The sequence below is a fragment of the Nocardia brasiliensis ATCC 700358 genome, assembly GCF_000250675.2.
Lineage (GTDB): Bacteria > Actinomycetota > Actinomycetes > Mycobacteriales > Mycobacteriaceae > Nocardia > Nocardia brasiliensis_B.
Genome location: NC_018681.1, coordinates 5,913,554 through 5,930,205, shown reverse-complemented (window position 1 = coordinate 5,930,205; position 16,652 = coordinate 5,913,554). Strand labels below are relative to the sequence as shown.

General features: G+C 68.8%; 14 protein-coding genes. 8 read left to right on the top strand and 6 right to left on the bottom strand.

The genetic code is table 11. From position 1 onward, the window contains the following. Positions 1 to 29 precede the first annotated feature (29 nt). From O3I_RS26090 to O3I_RS26070, 5 genes are all read right to left on the bottom strand, one after another. Positions 30 to 1,415, bottom strand: a complete 1,386-nt coding sequence (locus O3I_RS26090) for an APC family permease (RefSeq protein WP_014985995.1) — start codon at positions 1,413 to 1,415, stop codon at positions 30 to 32. Between the two features lie 138 nt (positions 1,416 to 1,553). Beyond that, positions 1,554 to 2,699 carry an LLM class flavin-dependent oxidoreductase gene (locus tag O3I_RS26085; RefSeq protein WP_014985994.1) on the bottom strand — a complete coding sequence of 382 codons (1,146 nt, stop codon included), beginning with the start codon at positions 2,697 to 2,699 and terminating at the stop codon, positions 1,554 to 1,556. 13 nt (positions 2,700 to 2,712) lie between these two features. Next, on the bottom strand, positions 2,713 to 3,717 hold the full coding sequence (locus tag O3I_RS26080) for an ABC transporter substrate-binding protein (RefSeq protein WP_014985993.1): 1,005 nt from the start codon (positions 3,715 to 3,717) through the stop codon (positions 2,713 to 2,715). Beyond that, entirely contained in the window at positions 3,714 to 4,511 is a 798-nt protein-coding gene (locus tag O3I_RS26075; protein ID WP_081594141.1) for an ABC transporter ATP-binding protein, read from the bottom strand. The genes O3I_RS26080 and O3I_RS26075 overlap by 4 nt, the downstream gene beginning before the upstream one ends. Then, entirely contained in the window at positions 4,484 to 5,221 is a 738-nt protein-coding gene (locus O3I_RS26070) for an ABC transporter permease (RefSeq protein WP_014985991.1), read from the bottom strand. The genes O3I_RS26075 and O3I_RS26070 overlap by 28 nt, the downstream gene beginning before the upstream one ends. A gap of 322 nt (positions 5,222 to 5,543) precedes the next feature. Here O3I_RS26070 and O3I_RS26065 point away from each other — a divergent pair, with 322 nt between their 5' ends. From O3I_RS26065 to O3I_RS26055, 3 genes are all read left to right on the top strand, one after another. Then, entirely contained in the window at positions 5,544 to 7,049 is a 1,506-nt protein-coding gene (locus tag O3I_RS26065) for a flavin-containing monooxygenase (RefSeq protein WP_014985990.1), read from the top strand. A gap of 210 nt (positions 7,050 to 7,259) precedes the next feature. Next, positions 7,260 to 7,763 carry a hypothetical protein gene (locus O3I_RS45030; RefSeq protein ID WP_141692012.1) on the top strand — a complete coding sequence of 168 codons (504 nt, stop codon included), beginning with the start codon at positions 7,260 to 7,262 and terminating at the stop codon, positions 7,761 to 7,763. Positions 7,764 to 7,869: 106 nt separating this feature from the next. Continuing rightward, positions 7,870 to 11,268 carry an acetyl-CoA carboxylase family protein gene (locus O3I_RS26055; protein ID WP_041562879.1) on the top strand — a complete coding sequence of 1,133 codons (3,399 nt, stop codon included), beginning with the start codon at positions 7,870 to 7,872 and terminating at the stop codon, positions 11,266 to 11,268. A gap of 1,144 nt (positions 11,269 to 12,412) precedes the next feature. Here O3I_RS26055 and O3I_RS26050 read toward each other — a convergent pair. After that, a complete protein-coding gene (locus O3I_RS26050) occupies positions 12,413 to 13,579 on the bottom strand; it encodes a serine hydrolase domain-containing protein (protein ID WP_014985987.1) in 1,167 nt (388 codons plus the stop codon). 327 nt (positions 13,580 to 13,906) lie between these two features. On the opposite strand from O3I_RS26050, the gene O3I_RS26045 reads away from it, so the two are divergent. The 5 genes from O3I_RS26045 to O3I_RS26030 all read left to right on the top strand — a co-directional run bounded on the left by O3I_RS26045 (position 13,907) and on the right by O3I_RS26030 (position 16,649). Then, a complete protein-coding gene (locus O3I_RS26045) occupies positions 13,907 to 14,554 on the top strand; it encodes a pentapeptide repeat-containing protein (protein WP_014985986.1) in 648 nt (215 codons plus the stop codon). 3 nt (positions 14,555 to 14,557) lie between these two features. Beyond that, positions 14,558 to 14,962, top strand: a complete 405-nt coding sequence (locus tag O3I_RS26040; protein WP_014985985.1) for an alpha/beta hydrolase — start codon at positions 14,558 to 14,560, stop codon at positions 14,960 to 14,962. A 145-nt stretch (positions 14,963 to 15,107) separates the two neighbouring features. Beyond that, entirely contained in the window at positions 15,108 to 16,151 is a 1,044-nt protein-coding gene (locus O3I_RS26035; RefSeq protein WP_014985984.1) for an AraC family transcriptional regulator, read from the top strand. A 29-nt stretch (positions 16,152 to 16,180) separates the two neighbouring features. Further along, a complete protein-coding gene (locus O3I_RS45650) occupies positions 16,181 to 16,357 on the top strand; it encodes a hypothetical protein (protein WP_167829181.1) in 177 nt (58 codons plus the stop codon). Positions 16,358 to 16,397: 40 nt separating this feature from the next. Then, on the top strand, positions 16,398 to 16,649 hold the full coding sequence (locus O3I_RS26030; protein WP_141692013.1) for an MFS transporter: 252 nt from the start codon (positions 16,398 to 16,400) through the stop codon (positions 16,647 to 16,649). The last annotated feature ends 3 nt before the right edge of the window (positions 16,650 to 16,652 follow it).

Here is a 16,652-nt window from a genome sequence, read left to right as displayed (position 1 = left end):
CAGGGGATATGTGATATTTCCCGAGCCGGTCAGGCGAGGGTGGAGCGTTTGCGGCTGTAACCGAGGTAGACGGCGATGCCGATGAGCACCCACACCGCGAACCGCACCCAGGTCAACCCGTCCAGTGTGGTCGCGAGCAGCACGCAGCCGATCAACGCGAGGATCGGCACGAACGGGACGAGCGGCGTGCGGAACGGCCGCTCCCGGTCGGGTTCGGCCCGCCGCAGCACCAGCACGCCTATGCACACCACGGCGAACGCCGACAGCGCGCCGATGTTCACCAGCTCGACCACGATATCGATGGGCAGCAGTCCGGCGATCGCGGCACAGAACACGCCGAGGATCAGGGTGAGCCGGACGGGGGTCGAACGCTTGCCGGTCTGGGCGAGTCCGAAGGGCAGCAACCGATCTCGGCACATCGCGAAGCTCAGCCGCACCTGCGCGTACACGATCAGCAGCAAGCCCTTGGTGAGCGCGATGACCGACGCGATCACGATGACGTTGCCGATCCAGCCGATGTGCAACCCGCTGAACGCGGTCGCGATCGGCGCGCCGTTGTTCAGCGTGGCGAACGGCGCGATACCGGTGAGCACGGCGCTCACCAGCGCGTACAGCAGCGTGGCGATGAGCACTGTGCCGATGATCGCGAACGGGACGTCGCGGCGCGGATTGCGTGCCTCCTCGGCCGAGGCGGCGACTACGTCGAAGCCGAGGAACGCGAAGAAGGCGATTGCCGCGCCGCCGATGATGCCGCTGAAACCGAAGGGCGCGAACGGAGTCCAGTTCTGCACGTCGATATGCGGCGCACCGACCGCGACCACCAGCACGAGCACCCCGATGGTCACCCCGACCAGCGCTTTGGTGATCTTCGCGGTCAGCGACACCTCGCCGACCAGCACCGCGACGATCACGCCGATGATCAGCACCGCGGGCAGGTTCACGATCCCGCCCTCGCCCGGGCCCGCCGCGATGGCGTGCGGGACGGTGATGCCGAACATCGAATCCAGTGCCGACACCGTCGTGCCCGACCAGCCGATCGCGACGGCCGCACCGGCGATGACGAATTCGAGCAGCAGGTTCCAGCCGACCAGGAACGCCGGACCTTCGCCGAGCGTGGCATAGGTGTAGGTGTAGGCGCTGCCGGACACCGGCACCATCGCGGCGAGCTCGCTGTAGCAGAGCGCGACGAGCACACAGACCGTGCCGGCCAGCACGAACGACAGCACGATGGACGGCCCGGCCTTCTCCGCGGCGGCGACGCCGGTGATCACGAAGATGCCCGCACCCACGATGGTGCCGACGCCCATCGCCGTGAGGTCGATGCGCCCGAGCCTGCGCGCCAGCTTCGGCGCTCCGTCGGTGGTCGCGGTGTCGGGGACGCGGCGGCGCCAGCGCTGAGCGGGTGCGGTGGTCATGACTCCCTTATGAGCTCGTCCAACGGTCCCGCCGGTGCGCCGGACCGAAGGACATTCTCATCGAAGTCAGTCAGTGATCGTTAACTGGGGATCCCCAGCCGATCTCGTGCACCTCGTTTTGCCTGCGACTTTGTCAGGTCAGCTGCTCGACGAGGCCGCGAACGGCGTGGCGGCGCGCGGGGCCGCCGGACGCGACGGATGCCGCCACAATCCCTTGCGCTCCAGGATGGGCAGCACCCCTTCGCCGAACCAGTACGCCTCTTCCAGATGCGGATAGCCCGACAGGATGAAGTGACCGATGCCCAGCTTCGAGTACTCGATCAGGCGCTCGGCCACCTCGGCGTGCGAGCCGACCAGCGCGGTGCCCGCGCCGCCGCGCACCAGCCCGACACCGGCCCACAGGTTGGGCGCGATCTCGAGCCGGTCGGTGCTGCCGCCGTGCAATTCGGACATTCGCCGCTGTCCCTCCGACTCGCTGCGCGCCAGGCTGGCCTGTACGCGTTCGATATCGGCCGGGTCGATGCCCTGCAGCAGCCGATCCGCTTCGGCCCAGGCCTCTTCGGACGTGTCGCGGCTGATCACGTGGATGCGCAGGCCGTAGTCGAGCACCCGGCCCGCGTCGACGGCGAGGCGGCGGATCCATTCCAGTTTCCTGCTGACCGCGAGCAGCGGTTCGCCCCAGGTGAGATAGGTGTCGGCGTAGCGGGCCGCGACCGGCCCGGCGGGCGCGGAGGACCCGCCGAAGAACACCGGCGGGATCGGATCGGGCCGGTTGCTCAGCAGTGCGTCGCGGACCCGCACGTGTGCACCGTCGAACGAGATCGGTTCCGGCGAGGTCCACAGCTCGCGGACCACGTGCAGGAATTCGCCGGTGCGCGCGTACCGCTGTTCCTTGTCCAGGAAGTCGCCGTAGGCCTGCTGCTCGTGTGGTTCGCCGCCGGTCACCACGTTCAGCAGCAGCCTGCCCTGCGAGTGCCGTTGGAAGGTGCCCGCCATCTGCGCGGCCAGCGTGGGACTGACCAGGCCGGGCCGGAACGCGACCAGGAACTTCAGCGTCTCGGTGGTGTCGACCATCATCGCCGTGGTGAGCCAGGCGTCCTCGCACCAGGCGCCGGTCGGGGTGAGCACCGCCTCGAATCCGTTGTGCTCGGCGGCCGCGCCGATCTGATTCAGGTAGCGCAGCGTCGCCGGACGGTCGCCGGACATGAAGGTGCCGTGCCCGCCCGCGACCAGGCCGCGGGAATCACCGTAGGTGGGCAGGAACCAGTGGAACGACAAAGTCATGGGAGCCAACTCCTCAGGCAGCGGGGAACAGGTCGTTGAAACGGGTGTCGATGTAGTCGGCGATGGTGACCTTGCGGGGGATGAGCCCCGCCTCGGCGAAGGCGTCGGCCACGTTCTGCTCGGCCGCGATGGTGGGTGCGTCCAGCTGATGGTCGAGATAGCGCCCGCGTTTGACCACGGTGAGGATCACGTCATAAGGCAGGCCGGTCAGTTCGGCGTAGGTTTTCGCCCACTGCTCGGGGTGCTCGTTCACCCACGTGTGCGCGCGGCCGATGCGGCCGAGCAGATCACGCAGCGCGGCGGCGGTCCCCTTGCGGTCCAGCGCCTTGACGCCGGCCACGTAGAAGGCGTCGCCGGGGATGTATCCGTTGCCGTCCACCAGGATTCGCGCGTTCGACTGCTGTTCGGCCTGCGCCGTGTAGGGATCCCAGATCGCCCAGGCGTCGACCCGGCCGGTGGACAGCGCGGCGAGCGCGTCCGGCGGCTGCAGGTACTGCGGCTCGATCTGATCCCACTTGATCCCCGCCTTGTTCAGCACGGTGAGCAGGTGATGGTGCGCCGAGCTGCCCTTGGTGACGGCGATCTTCTTGCCGCGCAGGTCTTCCGGCGTGCGCAGCGGGGAATCCTTGGGCACGACGATGCCCTGACCGTCCTTGCCCGACTGATACGCGCTGACGATCTTGATCGCCGACTTGGCGGCCGCCGCGAACACCGGCGGCGAGTTGCCGACGCCGCCGAAATCGACTGCGCCGGAATTGATCGCCTCCAGCATCGGCGGCCCGGCCTGGTACTGCGACCACTCGATCTGGTACGGCGTCTGGTCCAGCTCGCCCGCGGCGGTGAGCAGCGCCTGCAGCCCGGTGCCCTTCTGGTCGCCGAGGTGCAGTGTCACCTTGGCCAGGTCCACCGAACCGTCCGGGCGCAGCGCCGCATCGTCGGCCTTGTCGGTCCCGCAGGCGGTGCCGACCGCCACGACCAGTGCGAGAGTCGTTGCGAGCAGCAGCCTTCTGGCTTTCATTCGGTTCCTTCCGGTGCCACGCCGAGTTCGGCGAGCAAGGTGTTGCGCAGGGCGAGCAGGTGCGGGTGTTCGCTGCGGCGCGGACGCGGCAGCTCGATGCGGGACTCGTGGGCGATCCGGCCGTCGCCGAGCACCAGCACCCGGTCGGCCAGCCGCAGCGCCTCCTCGACGTCGTGGGTGACCAGCAGGACGCCGGGCTTGCGGCGCTGCCACAGATCGATGACGAGCCGGTGGATGGTGATCCGGGTGAGCGCGTCCAGGGCGCTGAACGGTTCATCGAGCAGCAGCAACTCCGGCTCGCGCACCAGGGCGCGCGCCAGGCTGACGCGTTGCGCCTCGCCGCCGGAAAGGGTGAGCGGCCAGGCCTGCGCCCGCTCGGCCAGGCCGACCTCGGCCAGGGCGGCCCGCGCCGCCCGTTTCGGATCCGGTTGGCGCAGACCGAGATACACATTGGCCAGCACGCGCTTCCACGGGACCAGGCGCGGTTCCTGGAAGGCGACGGCGATCGTGCCCCGCGTACGCAATTCGCCCTGCACCCCCTGGTCGAGACCCGCGAGGGCGCGCAGCAGGGTGGACTTGCCCGATCCGCTGCGGCCGAGCAGCGCGACGAATTCACCCGGCGCGATAGCGAGATCGAGGCCGTCGAGCACGCGTCGCCCGTCGAATTCCCGGACGAGGCCGCGGACCTGGGCGACGGGCGTCGTATCGGTCGCGGAAGTGGTTTCCAGGCTTGATGTTTCGGGCGCGACGACCCGTTCGTCGGTGATCACTGCCCCAGAAACCCGCGTCGCCATGCCAGCGCCTTCCGCTCGATCAATCGGACCAGCGCGTCGGTCAGCAGACCGAGCACGCAGTACACCAGCAGGCCGACGACGATCACATCGGTCCGCAGGAATTCGCGGGCGTCGTTGATCAGGAAGCCGAGGCCCGCATCGGCGTTCACCTGTTCGGCCACGATCAGCGCCAGCCACGCGACGCCGAGCGACTGCCGCAGGCCGACCAGGGTCTGCGGCAGCGCACCCGGCAAGACGATGTGCCCGAGCAGCGCGAAGCGGCCGAGCTGCTGCACCCGGGCGAGCTCGGCCAGTTTGCCGTCCACGCCTCGGATACCGGCGAAAGTGTTGAGGTACAACGGAATCGCCGCGCCGAACGCGACCAGCACCACCTTGGGCAGCTCGCCGATGCCGAACCACAGGATGAGCAGCGGAATCAAGCCGTAGAACGGCACCGTGCGCAGCATCTGCATCGGCGGGTCGACCACGTACTCGCCGATCGTGCTCAGCCCGGCCAGTATCGCGAGGCCGATGCCGAAGACCGCACCGATGGCGAACCCGGTCGCCGCCCGCCCGAGCGACACCGCGATCGCTTCCTGCAGGGTGCCTTCGCCGAGCAACTCGCCGGCGGTGTGCAGGATCGTTATCGGCGAGGCGAGCAGTCGTTCCGGTAGCACGCCGGTGGCGCTGGCGAGCTGCCAGGCGAGCACCAGGACGAGCGGGCTCACCACTCGCAGCCAGGACTTGCGCGGCCGCCACCGAGCGGCCGACCGAACCCGAATCGGTGTCGGCTCCAAGACAATTGATGACACGCGACACCTCGGGTTGGGGACAGGATCCGCGGTGCGCACCAGGGCGCGCCGCAGTCATCCATGTTGAGCGCCCGGCGCCGCGGCGTCATCGTTTGCAACCAGCCAGGTTTTAATTGCGGCGGCGTCCGGCAGCAGCTATTCGGCAACCCGACTAGACGTAACTGTCGATAACACGTAACCTGGCGTCAACTCTGGGCGAAGGTGACCAGAGCGCGACCGACCAGACGAAACGAGTTCCCCAATGACGCGGCATGTCGACGTACTGATCATCGGTGCCGGGCTTTCCGGAATCGGGATGGCCTGCCACCTGACGCGCGAGCAGACCGGACGCAGTTACGCGATCCTGGAGCGCCGCGCCGCCATCGGTGGCACCTGGGATCTGTTCAAATACCCGGGCATCCGCTCCGATTCGGACATGTACACCTTCGGCTACGGCTTCCGCCCGTGGAACGGCACCAAGGTGCTCGCCGACGGCCCGCACATCCGGCAGTACGTCGAGGACACCGCGCGGGAATACGGCGTCACCGAGCACATCCACTTCGGCCGCAAGGTGACCACGGCCCGCTGGTCCAGCGAAACCGAGACCTGGACGGTCGAGGCGCTCGACGAGCAGACCGGCGCGGTCGAGACATTCACCAGCAACTTCCTCGCCGGTTGCACCGGGTACTACGACTACGACAACGGCTACCGTCCCGAGTTCCCCGGTGAAGCGGACTTCGGCGGGCAGATCGTGCACCCGCAGCACTGGCCCGAGGATCTGGACTATCGCGGCAAGCGGGTCGTCGTGATCGGCAGCGGCGCGACCGCGATCACCCTGATCCCCGCGATGAGCGGCGACGCCGCGCACGTCACCATGCTGCAGCGCTCGCCGACCTACATCACCACGCTGCCCGCCAACGATCCGGTCGCGGTCGGCATGAAGCTGGCGAAGGTGCCGGAGAAGGTGGCCTACCGGATCGGGCGGGCCCGCAATATCGCCTTGCAGCGCGCCAGTTTCCAGCTCTCGCGCACCAATCCCGCGGCCTCGCGCCGGGTGTTGCTCGCCGCGGTGCGGGCCCAGATCGGCAACAAGATCGACATGCGGCATTTCACGCCGTCCTACGACCCGTGGGATCAGCGGCTGTGTGTGGTGCCGAACGGCGACCTGTTCCGGGTGCTGCGCAGCGGGAAGGCGTCCATCGTCACCGACCGCATCGAGACCTTCACCGAGAACGGCATCCGGCTCGCGTCCGGCGCGGAACTGCCCGCCGACATCGTGATCAGCGCGACCGGCCTGCGGGTGCAGATGCTCGGCGGGGCGACCCTCGAGGTCGACGGCGAGCCCGTCGTCACCCGGGACCGCGTCGTCTACAAGGGCGCGATGCTAAGCGGCGTCCCCAACGCGATCATGGTGCTCGGCTACACCAACGCCTCGTGGACTCTGAAGGCCGATCTCACCGCCGAATATTTCTGCCGGACGCTCAACCACATGCGCGACCACGGTTTCACCCGGGTGGAAGCGATCGCCGAGGAATCCGACCGTTCGTCCGATTCCGTCATGGGCGGCGCGCTCACCTCTGGCTACATCCAGCGCGGCGACGCCGTCATGCCCCGTCAGGGCACCCACGGCCCCTGGCAGGTCATCAACAACTACTTCCGGGACCGCAAAATGCTGCGCAAGTCCCCGTTGGACGACGGCGTCCTCACCTTCACCCGCTCCCCGCACACCGCCGAAGTGCGCCCGCTGGAAACCAGCCGCACCGCTTAGTCCCACCACCCGTCCCCGGATCCGCCCGAGCGGAGTCCGGGGACGCGGCCGTTCTGCGCCGATGATCCGCGCCCGCAGCAAGTGACCTGCGGTCCCGGCGGCCGGACACACTCGACCGTCCTCGAGAGACACGCAGCCTGTGCCAGGGCGAATCGTGCTGTGCCCGTTGTTCGTCCCGGTACAGCGCCGTTGTTGCGTATATTGCGGCCGGTGGAGACGCCGGGTACGCCTGATCCCTTTCATCCGGCCGGATCGCACCCGGGACCTTGGGACGACGACGCTGTTCGTCGCCTCGAACACGTCGGCCGTGCGGCACTGCATCGTGCAGGCCGCGAGGCTGGTCGCCGGGACTTCTACGCTGACGTCTCGCTCTGGACGACGGTCGGGATGGGTCTCTGTGTCGGCGAGATGGCAGACATTCACGTGCTGCGCTGGCAGGCATACTTGATATCCGCACTGCTGGTCACCGTGGGGGTCCTTGGTGTGGTGTTGCTGCTAGACCGGTTGCCCCGGCGATCGATGGGGTCGTCGCGGAGAACTCCTGCGATCGGGGCGGTGCTGGTCGGCTGGTTCTTCTTCCTCGGTGAATTGCTCGATGTCACGTTGCCCCGTTGGCAGGGGTTTCTCGTGGCACTGGCGACGATCGTCGGGACAGCAGTTGTCGTCGGTGAGTTCGCCGCCCATCGGCAACGCGTGCAACGCCCTCGCCAGTGATCGGCATCCGAATCCCGGCGCGTCCGGACAGTGACGGTTGGCGACCTGAGCACTACCTGGTGAGGCGCGAACGAGCGGGCGGGATGGGATCGGGGAGACTGGCGAGATGCGCTTGGTGGTGGTCAACCGGGGTGAGGTGGCGGTTCGGGTACTGCGGACGGCTCGGGAGCGGGGGTGGGGGACTACGGCGGTGTGTACCACCGACGAGTCCGGGGCGATGCATGCTCGGCTCGCCGACGAAGTGGTGCCGTTGCCTGGCACCGGTGCGGGCGCTTACCTGGACGTGGCCGCGGTGGTGGCGGCGGCACGGCAGGCGGGGCCCGGAGCGCTGGTGCATCCGGGGTACGGATTCCTCAGTGAGAGTGCGGAACTCGCGGCTGCCTGTGCCACGGCGGAGTTGATCTTCGTGGGTCCGTCGCCGGAGGTGCTGCGGATCTTCGGGGACAAGCTGGCGGCGCGGGCCGCGGCGGAGCGGGCCGGCGTGCCGGTGCCTGCCGCGACCAAGGCGGGCTCCGATGCCGCGGCGATCGCCGCACTGCTCGCGGCGCATCCGGACGGGGTGATGGTGAAGGCCGTTGCCGGTGGAGGCGGACGGGGGATGCGCGCGGTGCGCGACGCCGCGTTGCTCGAGGAGGCATTCGAGCGGTGCCGTGCGGAAGCGTCGGCCGGATTCGGCGATGACACCGTGTACGCCGAAGCGCTGATCTCCGCGGCCCGGCATATCGAGGTACAGGTGGTCGCGGACGGCGTGCACGCGGTCGCGCTCGGCGACCGCGATTGCAGTGTGCAGCGGCGGCACCAGAAACTGATCGAGATCGCACCCGCGCCGAATCTCGATGCGGCGCTGCGGGAACGGCTGCATCGCGACGCCGTCCGGTTGGCCGAGTCGGTGGGCTGCCGCGGCGTGATCACCGTCGAATTCCTGGTGCGCGATGCGGAAGCGTGGTTTCTCGAGGTCAACCCGCGGCTACAGGTCGAGCACACGGTGACCGAGGAGGTCACCGGTATCGACCTGGTCGCACTCCAACTGGACCTGGCGCTGGGGGCGACGCTGGCCGACCTCGATCCGGCGGCTACCCGGAGTATCGCGCCTGTTGGCAGTGTGCCGTCGAGCACCTATTTCCATGCGGCGAACGGGGCGCAAGGCGAAGTGGCGCAGGACGAAGTGGCGCGGGGCGAAGTGGCGCGGGGCGAAGTGGCGCGGGGCGAAGTGGCGCGGGGCGAAGCGGGGCAGGGCGAAGCGGGGCACAGTGCGCCGGACACGTTGCCGGGCAAGGGCTTTGCTGATCGAGCGAGCACGGTCCGCGGCTACGCGGTGCAGGCCAGGGTCAATGCGGAGCTTGTTACAGCGGGTGGGGAAGTGCTCCCGAGTACCGGGACGGTGGCCGAATTCGCGGCGCCGACGGGTTCGGGTGTGCGTGTCGACACCGCCGCCTACACCGGGATGCGGCAAGGGGCGCAGTTCGATTCGCTGCTCGCCAAGGTGATCGCGCGCGGCGCGTCGTATCCAGCTGCGCTGCGGCGGTGTTCGGACGCGCTGGCGGAAACCGTTGTGCGGGGGATCGATACGAACCTCGCGCTGCTGCGCGCCGTGCTCGAGTCGCTCGCCGACGGTGTGCCGGTGTCCACCTCGTGGTTCGAAGAGAACTTGGCCGAGTTGGCCGGGCGGGCGAGTAGCTATGCGCCCGTGTCGCATTCGGCATCGAGTCCCGCGACGACCGTCGCCTCCGTCGAACTGGGCGACGACGAGTCCGTGGTGCGTTCGCCGATGGGCGGCACCCTGGTCAGCCTGGTCGAACCGGGCACCGTCGTGGCGGCGGGCGCCGAGGTCGCGGTGCTGGAGGCGATGAAGATGCAGCATGTGCTGCGCGCCGAACAGGCGCTGCGGGTCCGGCGGCACCTGGTAGCGCCCGGCGCGACGGTGGATCCGCATGCGCCGCTGCTGATCTGGACACCTGCCGAGCACGACGGACCCGCCGCCGCCGACACGGTGGTCGACCTCGACACGATCCGGCCCGACCTCGCCGAGGTCTATGACCGGCACCGCGTCGGCCATGACGAAGCCCGTCCCGAGGCCGTCGCCAAACGTCACCGGCTCGGCAGGCGCACCGCCCGCGAGAACATCGCCGATCTCGTCGACGACGACAGCTTCGTCGAATACGGCGCTCTCGCCGTCGCCGCGCAACGCCTGCGCCGCACCGCCGAGGATCTGATCGCGAACACCCCGGCGGACGGGCTGATCGGGGGAGTCGCCACTGTCAACGCCGACCGGTTCGGCGCGGACCGTGGCCGGGTGGTCGTCATGTCCTACGACTACACGGTGCTGGCGGGCACACAGGGGATGCGCAATCACGCCAAGACCGATCGGCTGCTCGAACTCGCACGCGCCCAAGGACTTCCGGTCGTATTCTACACCGAGGGCGGTGGCGGCCGCCCCGGCGATACGGACCACGGCGGCATCTCCGGCCTCGATGTCACCACGTTCCGCGCCATGGGCGCACTGTCGGGCCGGGTGCCGTTGCTCGGCCTTGTCTCCGGCCGCTGCTTCGCGGGCAATGCCGCGCTGCTCGGCATGTGTGATGTCGTCATCGCCACCCCCGACGCCAATATCGGGATGGGTGGTCCCGCGATGATCGAGGGCGGCGGCTTGGGGGTGTACGCGCCGGAGGATATCGGCCCGGTCGAGGTGCAGCGGCGCAACGGTGTTGTGCACATCGTCGCCGCCGACGAAGCCGAGGCGGCCCGGCTCGCGCAACGTTACCTCGCCTATTTCCAAGGGCCGGTGGATGATTGGACCGCGCCCGATCCTCGGCTGGCCCGGCATGTGGTGCCGGAGAACCGCCTGCACGCCTTCGATATCCGGGCCGCGATCGCGGCGGTCGCCGACGTGGACTCCGTGCTCGAGCTACGCGCCGACTGGGCCGTCGGCATCGTCACTGCGCTGATCCGTGTCGAAGGACAACCCTACGGGCTGATCGCCAACAACTGCCACCATCTCGGCGGGGCCATCGACGCGCCCGCGGCCGAGAAGCTCAGCGCCTTCCTCCGGTTGTGCGACGCGCACGGGCTACCGATCGTCTCCCTGTGTGACACACCGGGTTTCATGGTCGGGCCGGACGCCGAGAAAGAAGCCACCGTCACCAAATTCAGTCGCCTGTTCATCGACGCGGCGGGCCTGTCGGTGCCGTGGGGCACGATCATCCTCCGCAAGGGGTACGGCCTGGGCGCACAAGCCATGGCCGCGGGCTCTTTCCGTGCGCCGCGTTTCGTCATCGCCTGGCCCACCGGCGAAATCGGCGGCATGGGCCTGGAAGGTGCGGTCCGCCTGGGGTTCGCGAAAGAACTCGCGGCCATCGAGGACCCGGCCGCCCGGCAGCAGGCGTTCGACAACCTCGTAGGTCTCGCCTACGCCAGCGGCCGCGCCCTCACCGCCGCCACTGCTCTGGAACTGGACGACGTCATCGACCCGGCCGACACCCGCCGCTGGATCCGCACCCTGGGTTGACCACCCCTTTCGCGCACCCTGTGCACCCACCGGAAGCGGCCGATCCTGGGCAGGATTGCGCGTCAGCGGTCCATGCCCCGCGAAGCCGTTCGAAGGGCGACGCACCCTTTTCTGCGACTTCGCACCCGCTGCGGCGTGCCAGAGGGGGTGTGGCAAGGCAGAAAGGGTGCGCCTGCCGGGCAGAACACCGCTGCCGCGCGCCGGTTGCGGCTCCGGCCTCCGCGTGCGTCTGGTCGCTCACCGGGAGCGGTCGCTTTTGCACCGCGGAGGCGAATCCTTTGTGCGCGAACGGCTTTGCGACCGTCGGGTCGGTCCTTGCCTATCGGGGCGTCCGTCGTCCCTCGTCGTCGGCGAATCCGATTGTGGCGCACCGAAGCCGACGGCATTCCCCGGGCCGTTTCCTAAACTCTGTCCCGAAGTCCCATTCGCGCCTGCCTGGTTCGGTGTACCTGCCGCGGGAGTTACCGGGATAGTGCTGAGCACGTCGGGTGGGGTTCCCGGCTTTAGGTGCGGGTCAGGTGCGCGGGGTGGGGTTCCGGCGTGGTCGTCTGGCTGTGGTGGCGTCTCGAGCGGCTTGGGAAAGACAGGGGCGGTTGGGTAGCGGGCCGGGTGGTGTGGACCAAGCGACAGATAGGTTGGGGGTCACAGAGTTTTCGTACTGTTCACAGGGTCTGTAGCTGCTGTGAACAGTATGGAAGGTCTGTGACCCCGGCGACTCGCCCAGCAAAGCACGCCGAGCCATAACCCCACCCACCCGAAACCGCTGTTACCTCGTCGAGGAACTCTCGAAAACAGCACCACAGCCAGACGACCACGCCGGAACCCCACCCCTGCGCACCTGGCCTGCGCCTAAAGCCGGGAACCCCACCTGACGTGCTCAGCACTATCCCTGTAACTCCCGCGGCAGGCACACCGAACTGGGCAAGTCACACTTCGGCAGCCAGCCAACAAGCCCGAACGCAAGCAAACCAAGCGACAGTTAGCCCCGTGTCGACACGCGAAAGCCGCACACCTGCACCACTTCTCGGGATCAACACCCCTTCTGGCCGCCCAGAAAAGGTGTAGATCCCGAGAAGTGGTGCAGCTGCTAATGGCCCGCCTCACCACTTCGAGACAGAACCTAGTCGCCGTCTCGGCCGGAAGCTCAGTTCAGTGTGGTTTCCAGTGCGTCTACCAGATTGCGGGCGCGCAGGTCTATGGCCTGTTCGATGATGTAGTTCGGGGTGTAGGCGAAGGCGATTCGGCGGGCGGGGTCGGCGTAGGCGAGGGAGCCGCCGCGGCCGGGGTGGCCGAAGGATCCCGGTCCGCCGAGCGGGATTTCGTCGCGCGGCAGCATGTAGCCGGTGGCGTACCGGTTCGGCAGCATGATGACCGCGTCTGTGCCGCTGACTTGTTCACGAACGGCGGCGGCGAGGGTGTCCGCGCGCAACAGGCGCCGGCCGTTCACCTCGCCGACGAGCGCGGCGTAGAGCCGGGCCAGTCCGCGGGCGGTGCCGATACCGTTGCTCGCGGGCAGTTCCGCGGCGTGCACAGCGGCCGAGTTGAAGTCGATATCTCCCGGGTCGGTGACTTGAAAGGCGCGGTTGCTCAACGATTCCGGGTCGCGCAGCGCCGCCACCATCGCGCGCAGTGGCTCCGGGATCAGCTCGTCGGGCGCCGCGGTGAGGTCCGGCTTCGGCGCGAAGACCAACCGGCTCACCCGATGCTGTTCGGCGGGCGGCAGGCCGATGAAGAACTCGACGCCGAACGGTCCGGCGATCTCGTCGGCGAGGAACCGTCCGACGCTGCGTCCGGTGACGCGGCGGATGACCTCGCCGACCAGCCAGCCGAAGGTGCGCCCGTGATACCCGTGCGTGGTCCCCGGCGGCCAGTTCGGCGCCTGCGCCGCCAGCGCGTCGACCATCGGCGTCCACGCCAGCGCGTCGGCGAGCGGGACCGGCTTGTCCAGCGCGGCCAGGCCGGCCTGGTGGGTCAGCAGCCAGCGCACCGGGATCTCGGCTTTGCCCGCCGCCGCGAACTCCGGCCAGTACCGCGCGACGGGCGCGTCGAGGTCGAGCAGGCCGCGCTCGGCGAGCAGGTGCGCGAGGGTTGTTGTCACGCCTTTGGTCGCCGAGTAGACCAGCTGCAACGTGTCGCGCTGCCACGGCCTGGCGGTGTCGGGATCGGCGATGCCGCCCCAGAGATCCACCACGGGTTCGCCGTCCCGGTACACGCACACGGCGGCACCGATCTCGCCCTGTTCGGCGAAGTTCGCGGCGAACGCGTCGCGCACCGCCTCGTATCCGGGTGCCACCGTGCCGTCGATCGTCATGTCCCCAGCATGTCATCAGCCTCGCGGGCAACGCATCCGCCGAGCACGAGGGCGCGTATGCCCCGCGCTCCGAAACGCTCGCAGCACCTGCATCCGCCGAGCACGACCGCGCGTATGCCCCGCGCTCCGAAACGCTCGCAGCACACGGTGCAGTATCTGCCTGCCGCCCAACGCGCAACCAGCATTCCGCAGCAGCGTTACCGCCGCCGTCCCATCGTCCGCCGGACGGACGGCGGTTGATCGAACCACCCGCGTCGCGCCGCTTGTCGGTAGGGCAGGGAATACTCGTGTGCCGACCCAGGCAGCGTGAAGATCGGGAGGAAATGCATGGCTCGGGAGCTCGGGGACCTGTCGTACGCGCGGTATCTGACGGCGCCGGCGGGAGCGCTCGAATCGGAGGGCGATTACCACTGCGTGCACGTCGACGCCCTCGACCTCGACGACGCCGACGTGCAGAACGCGCGGTTCGGGGAGTCGGTGTTCACCTCGGTGGCGTGGCATCGGGGCAGCCTGCGCCACACCAGGTTCGCCGACGTGTGGATGCGCAATGTGCGCTGGGTGGGCACCGAGCTGGCCGACACCAACTGGCTGGACGGCGAAGTCGTCGCGGGCGCGCTGTCGGGCGTCGATTTCGCGGGCGCGCGCCTGCGCCGGGTCCGGTTCGAGGGCTGCAAGTTCGATTCGGTCAACTTCCGCACCGCCCAGCTGCGGGAGGTGTCGTTCGTCGAATGTGTGCTGCGGGACTGCGATTTCGGCGACGCCGCGCTGCACACCGTGACCTTCCCGGGTTCGACTTTGGAAAGCCTGGTGCTGCACCGCGCCACCTTGACCAAGGTCGACCTGCGCGGGGCTCGTTCGCTCGATATCACCGAGGGCCTCGACGCACTGCGTGGCGCGACCATCGACAACGGCCAGCTGATGGAGTTGGCCCCCGCCTTCGCCCGGCACCTGGGCGTCGTCGTGCGCGATTCCTGAGCGGTGATATCGCAGCTGCGGTTCGCCGGACAACCGCACCAGGCCGACGAGGCGGCGCCGTACGACGCGGCCACCTGTGACGACTACGAGCCGCGCCCGGCCGAATTCCCGCTCGATACCTGCGATTTCTGGCCGACCGCCGGTACCGCGAAGGCATTTCGGCCGCAGCGCGCCGAGGGTGCGGCTCCGGTGCTGTTCATCGGGACCAGGCACGATCCGACCACGCCGGTGGGCAACGCCGAGCGGATGGCGGGCTATCTCGACAGCCCGCTGCTGATCCGGGAGGGTGACGGGCACACGTTCGTCTTCGGCGACGTCAACCGGTGCATCGACGAACGTGTGGTGTCCTACTTCGAGGACCCGGCCTCGGCGCACGGCGGGGTATGCGCCGCCGAGCCCGAGCACTGACACCAATTGTGTTCCTTCCCAACAGGGCTCGGCCGCGATACTGGACGAGGAGAGAACTTCGGCAATTCGCCCATCGGCGAGCGCGCGCATTGATACATTTCGCCAAGCCAGCTGGTATGGCGAATTCGATGAGGAATGCGAGCGAATGTTCGATCGGGATCTGCGCCGGACGACCACCGCCGGCCTGCGCGTTTTGCTCGCGCTGGCCGAGGAACGCGGAATGGCCGCGGCCGAGGGCCTGGCAGGCACCACGCTCACGCGTGGCGATGTCGAGTGCACGGTGCACCAGGAATTGGTGGTGATCCGTAACCTGCTGGCCCGCTTCGGTACCGAAGCCGCGCTCGGCGCGGAAGCGGGCAGCCGGACCGGTCTGCCGCTGGTCGGTCCCTGGGGTCTGGCGCTGCTCAGCAGCCGTACGCTGCGCGACGGATTCGATGTGGCGGCCCGCTATCTCGACCGCGTTTTCGTCTCCGGCCGGCTCACCGTCGAGCAGACCGGCGGCGAGACCCGGTTACGCTTCGACGATTCGGAGAACCCGGCGCATATCCGTGCTTTTCTCGCCGAGCGAATGCTCACCGGGGCGGCCACCGTGTGCGCCCAGCTGTTCGACGGAGAAATTTCACCGATCCGGATCGAATTCCGGCACACGGCACCGTCGGACAGCCGTCGATTCCGTGAGATCTGCGGCGTGGAACCGCTTTTCGGCGCCCGGGCCGACATTGTGATTTTCCACAGTCGAGGCCTGGACGCGCCGATGCCACGCAACCATGAACGGGCCCGCGGCGACTGCGCCCAGCTCTGCCGGGACCTGCTGCATCGCAGGCAGCCCCGCTCGGGTGTCGCGGGCAGCGTCCGTGACCTGCTCGTCCGCAATCCGGGTGAGCTGCCTGATCAGATCGCGGTCGCCAACGAATTGTTCATGAGCCCGCGCACGCTCTCGCGCCGCCTCAACGAGGAGGCGACCTCGTTTCGCGCGCTGCTCGACGAGGTGCGCCAGCTGCTGTCCGAACAGTTGCTCGCGTACACCGACATGAGTACCGAGCAGGTGGCGGCGCGCCTGGGCTACGCCGAAGCCGCGTCGTTCATTCGCGCGTTCCGGCGCTGGAAGGGCTGTCCGCCCCAGGAGTTCCGCCTGCACGAGGGGCGGTCGCTGCCGCGCGAGGTCCCGGTACCGGCGGGCGTGCGCTGACCTGTCCCCGGGCGTCGAGCGCGCCCACCGTGCCCGGCGTCGATCGTGTCGGACGGTCGGGGCCGCACCGGGGTTGGGCCGCGCCGGGCACACTCGGCTGCTTCGCCGGTGCGGCGGTGTGCCTGGCCGCGCTGGCCCGCTACGCCCCGCAGCACGAGGAGGCGCTGATCGATCTGCGCGTCTTCCGGTCACCGGCGCGGTGGTGATCGCGATCCTGGCGTTCGGCGCGATGGGCGGCTTCCTGTGGTGGCGGGGCTGCCCGTCGCACAGGCCGGGGTCGCGGCCAGCGTGGCCACCACCTCACGACAGATAGGTCAGTCACTCGGTGTCGCGGTGATCGGCTCGCTCATCGCGAGTCATCCTGCCGCTCTGGCCTCAGCGAAGGCGTTCCAGACCCCCGCCCGGCTCGGCTGGCTCACCATCACCGGGATGCGCGTCGCGGCGCTGGTCGTGGCGCGAATCAGCAAAGCGCCCAAGGTGATTCGACCGCCCAGCTGAGCG

Coding starts and splice junctions, on each gene's coding strand:
- O3I_RS26090 (WP_014985995.1), bottom strand. CDS start 1,415: ATGACCACCGCACCCGCTCAGCGCTGGCGCCGCCGCGTCCCCGACACC.
- O3I_RS26085 (WP_014985994.1), bottom strand. CDS start 2,699: ATGACTTTGTCGTTCCACTGGTTCCTGCCCACCTACGGTGATTCCCGC.
- O3I_RS26080 (WP_014985993.1), bottom strand. CDS start 3,717: ATGAAAGCCAGAAGGCTGCTGCTCGCAACGACTCTCGCACTGGTCGTG.
- O3I_RS26075 (WP_081594141.1), bottom strand. CDS start 4,511: ATGGCGACGCGGGTTTCTGGGGCAGTGATCACCGACGAACGGGTCGTC.
- O3I_RS26065 (WP_014985990.1), top strand. CDS start 5,544: ATGACGCGGCATGTCGACGTACTGATCATCGGTGCCGGGCTTTCCGGA.
- O3I_RS26055 (WP_041562879.1), top strand. CDS start 7,870: ATGCGCTTGGTGGTGGTCAACCGGGGTGAGGTGGCGGTTCGGGTACTG.
- O3I_RS26050 (WP_014985987.1), bottom strand. CDS start 13,579: ATGACGATCGACGGCACGGTGGCACCCGGATACGAGGCGGTGCGCGAC.
- O3I_RS26045 (WP_014985986.1), top strand. CDS start 13,907: ATGGCTCGGGAGCTCGGGGACCTGTCGTACGCGCGGTATCTGACGGCG.
- O3I_RS26035 (WP_014985984.1), top strand. CDS start 15,108: ATGTTCGATCGGGATCTGCGCCGGACGACCACCGCCGGCCTGCGCGTT.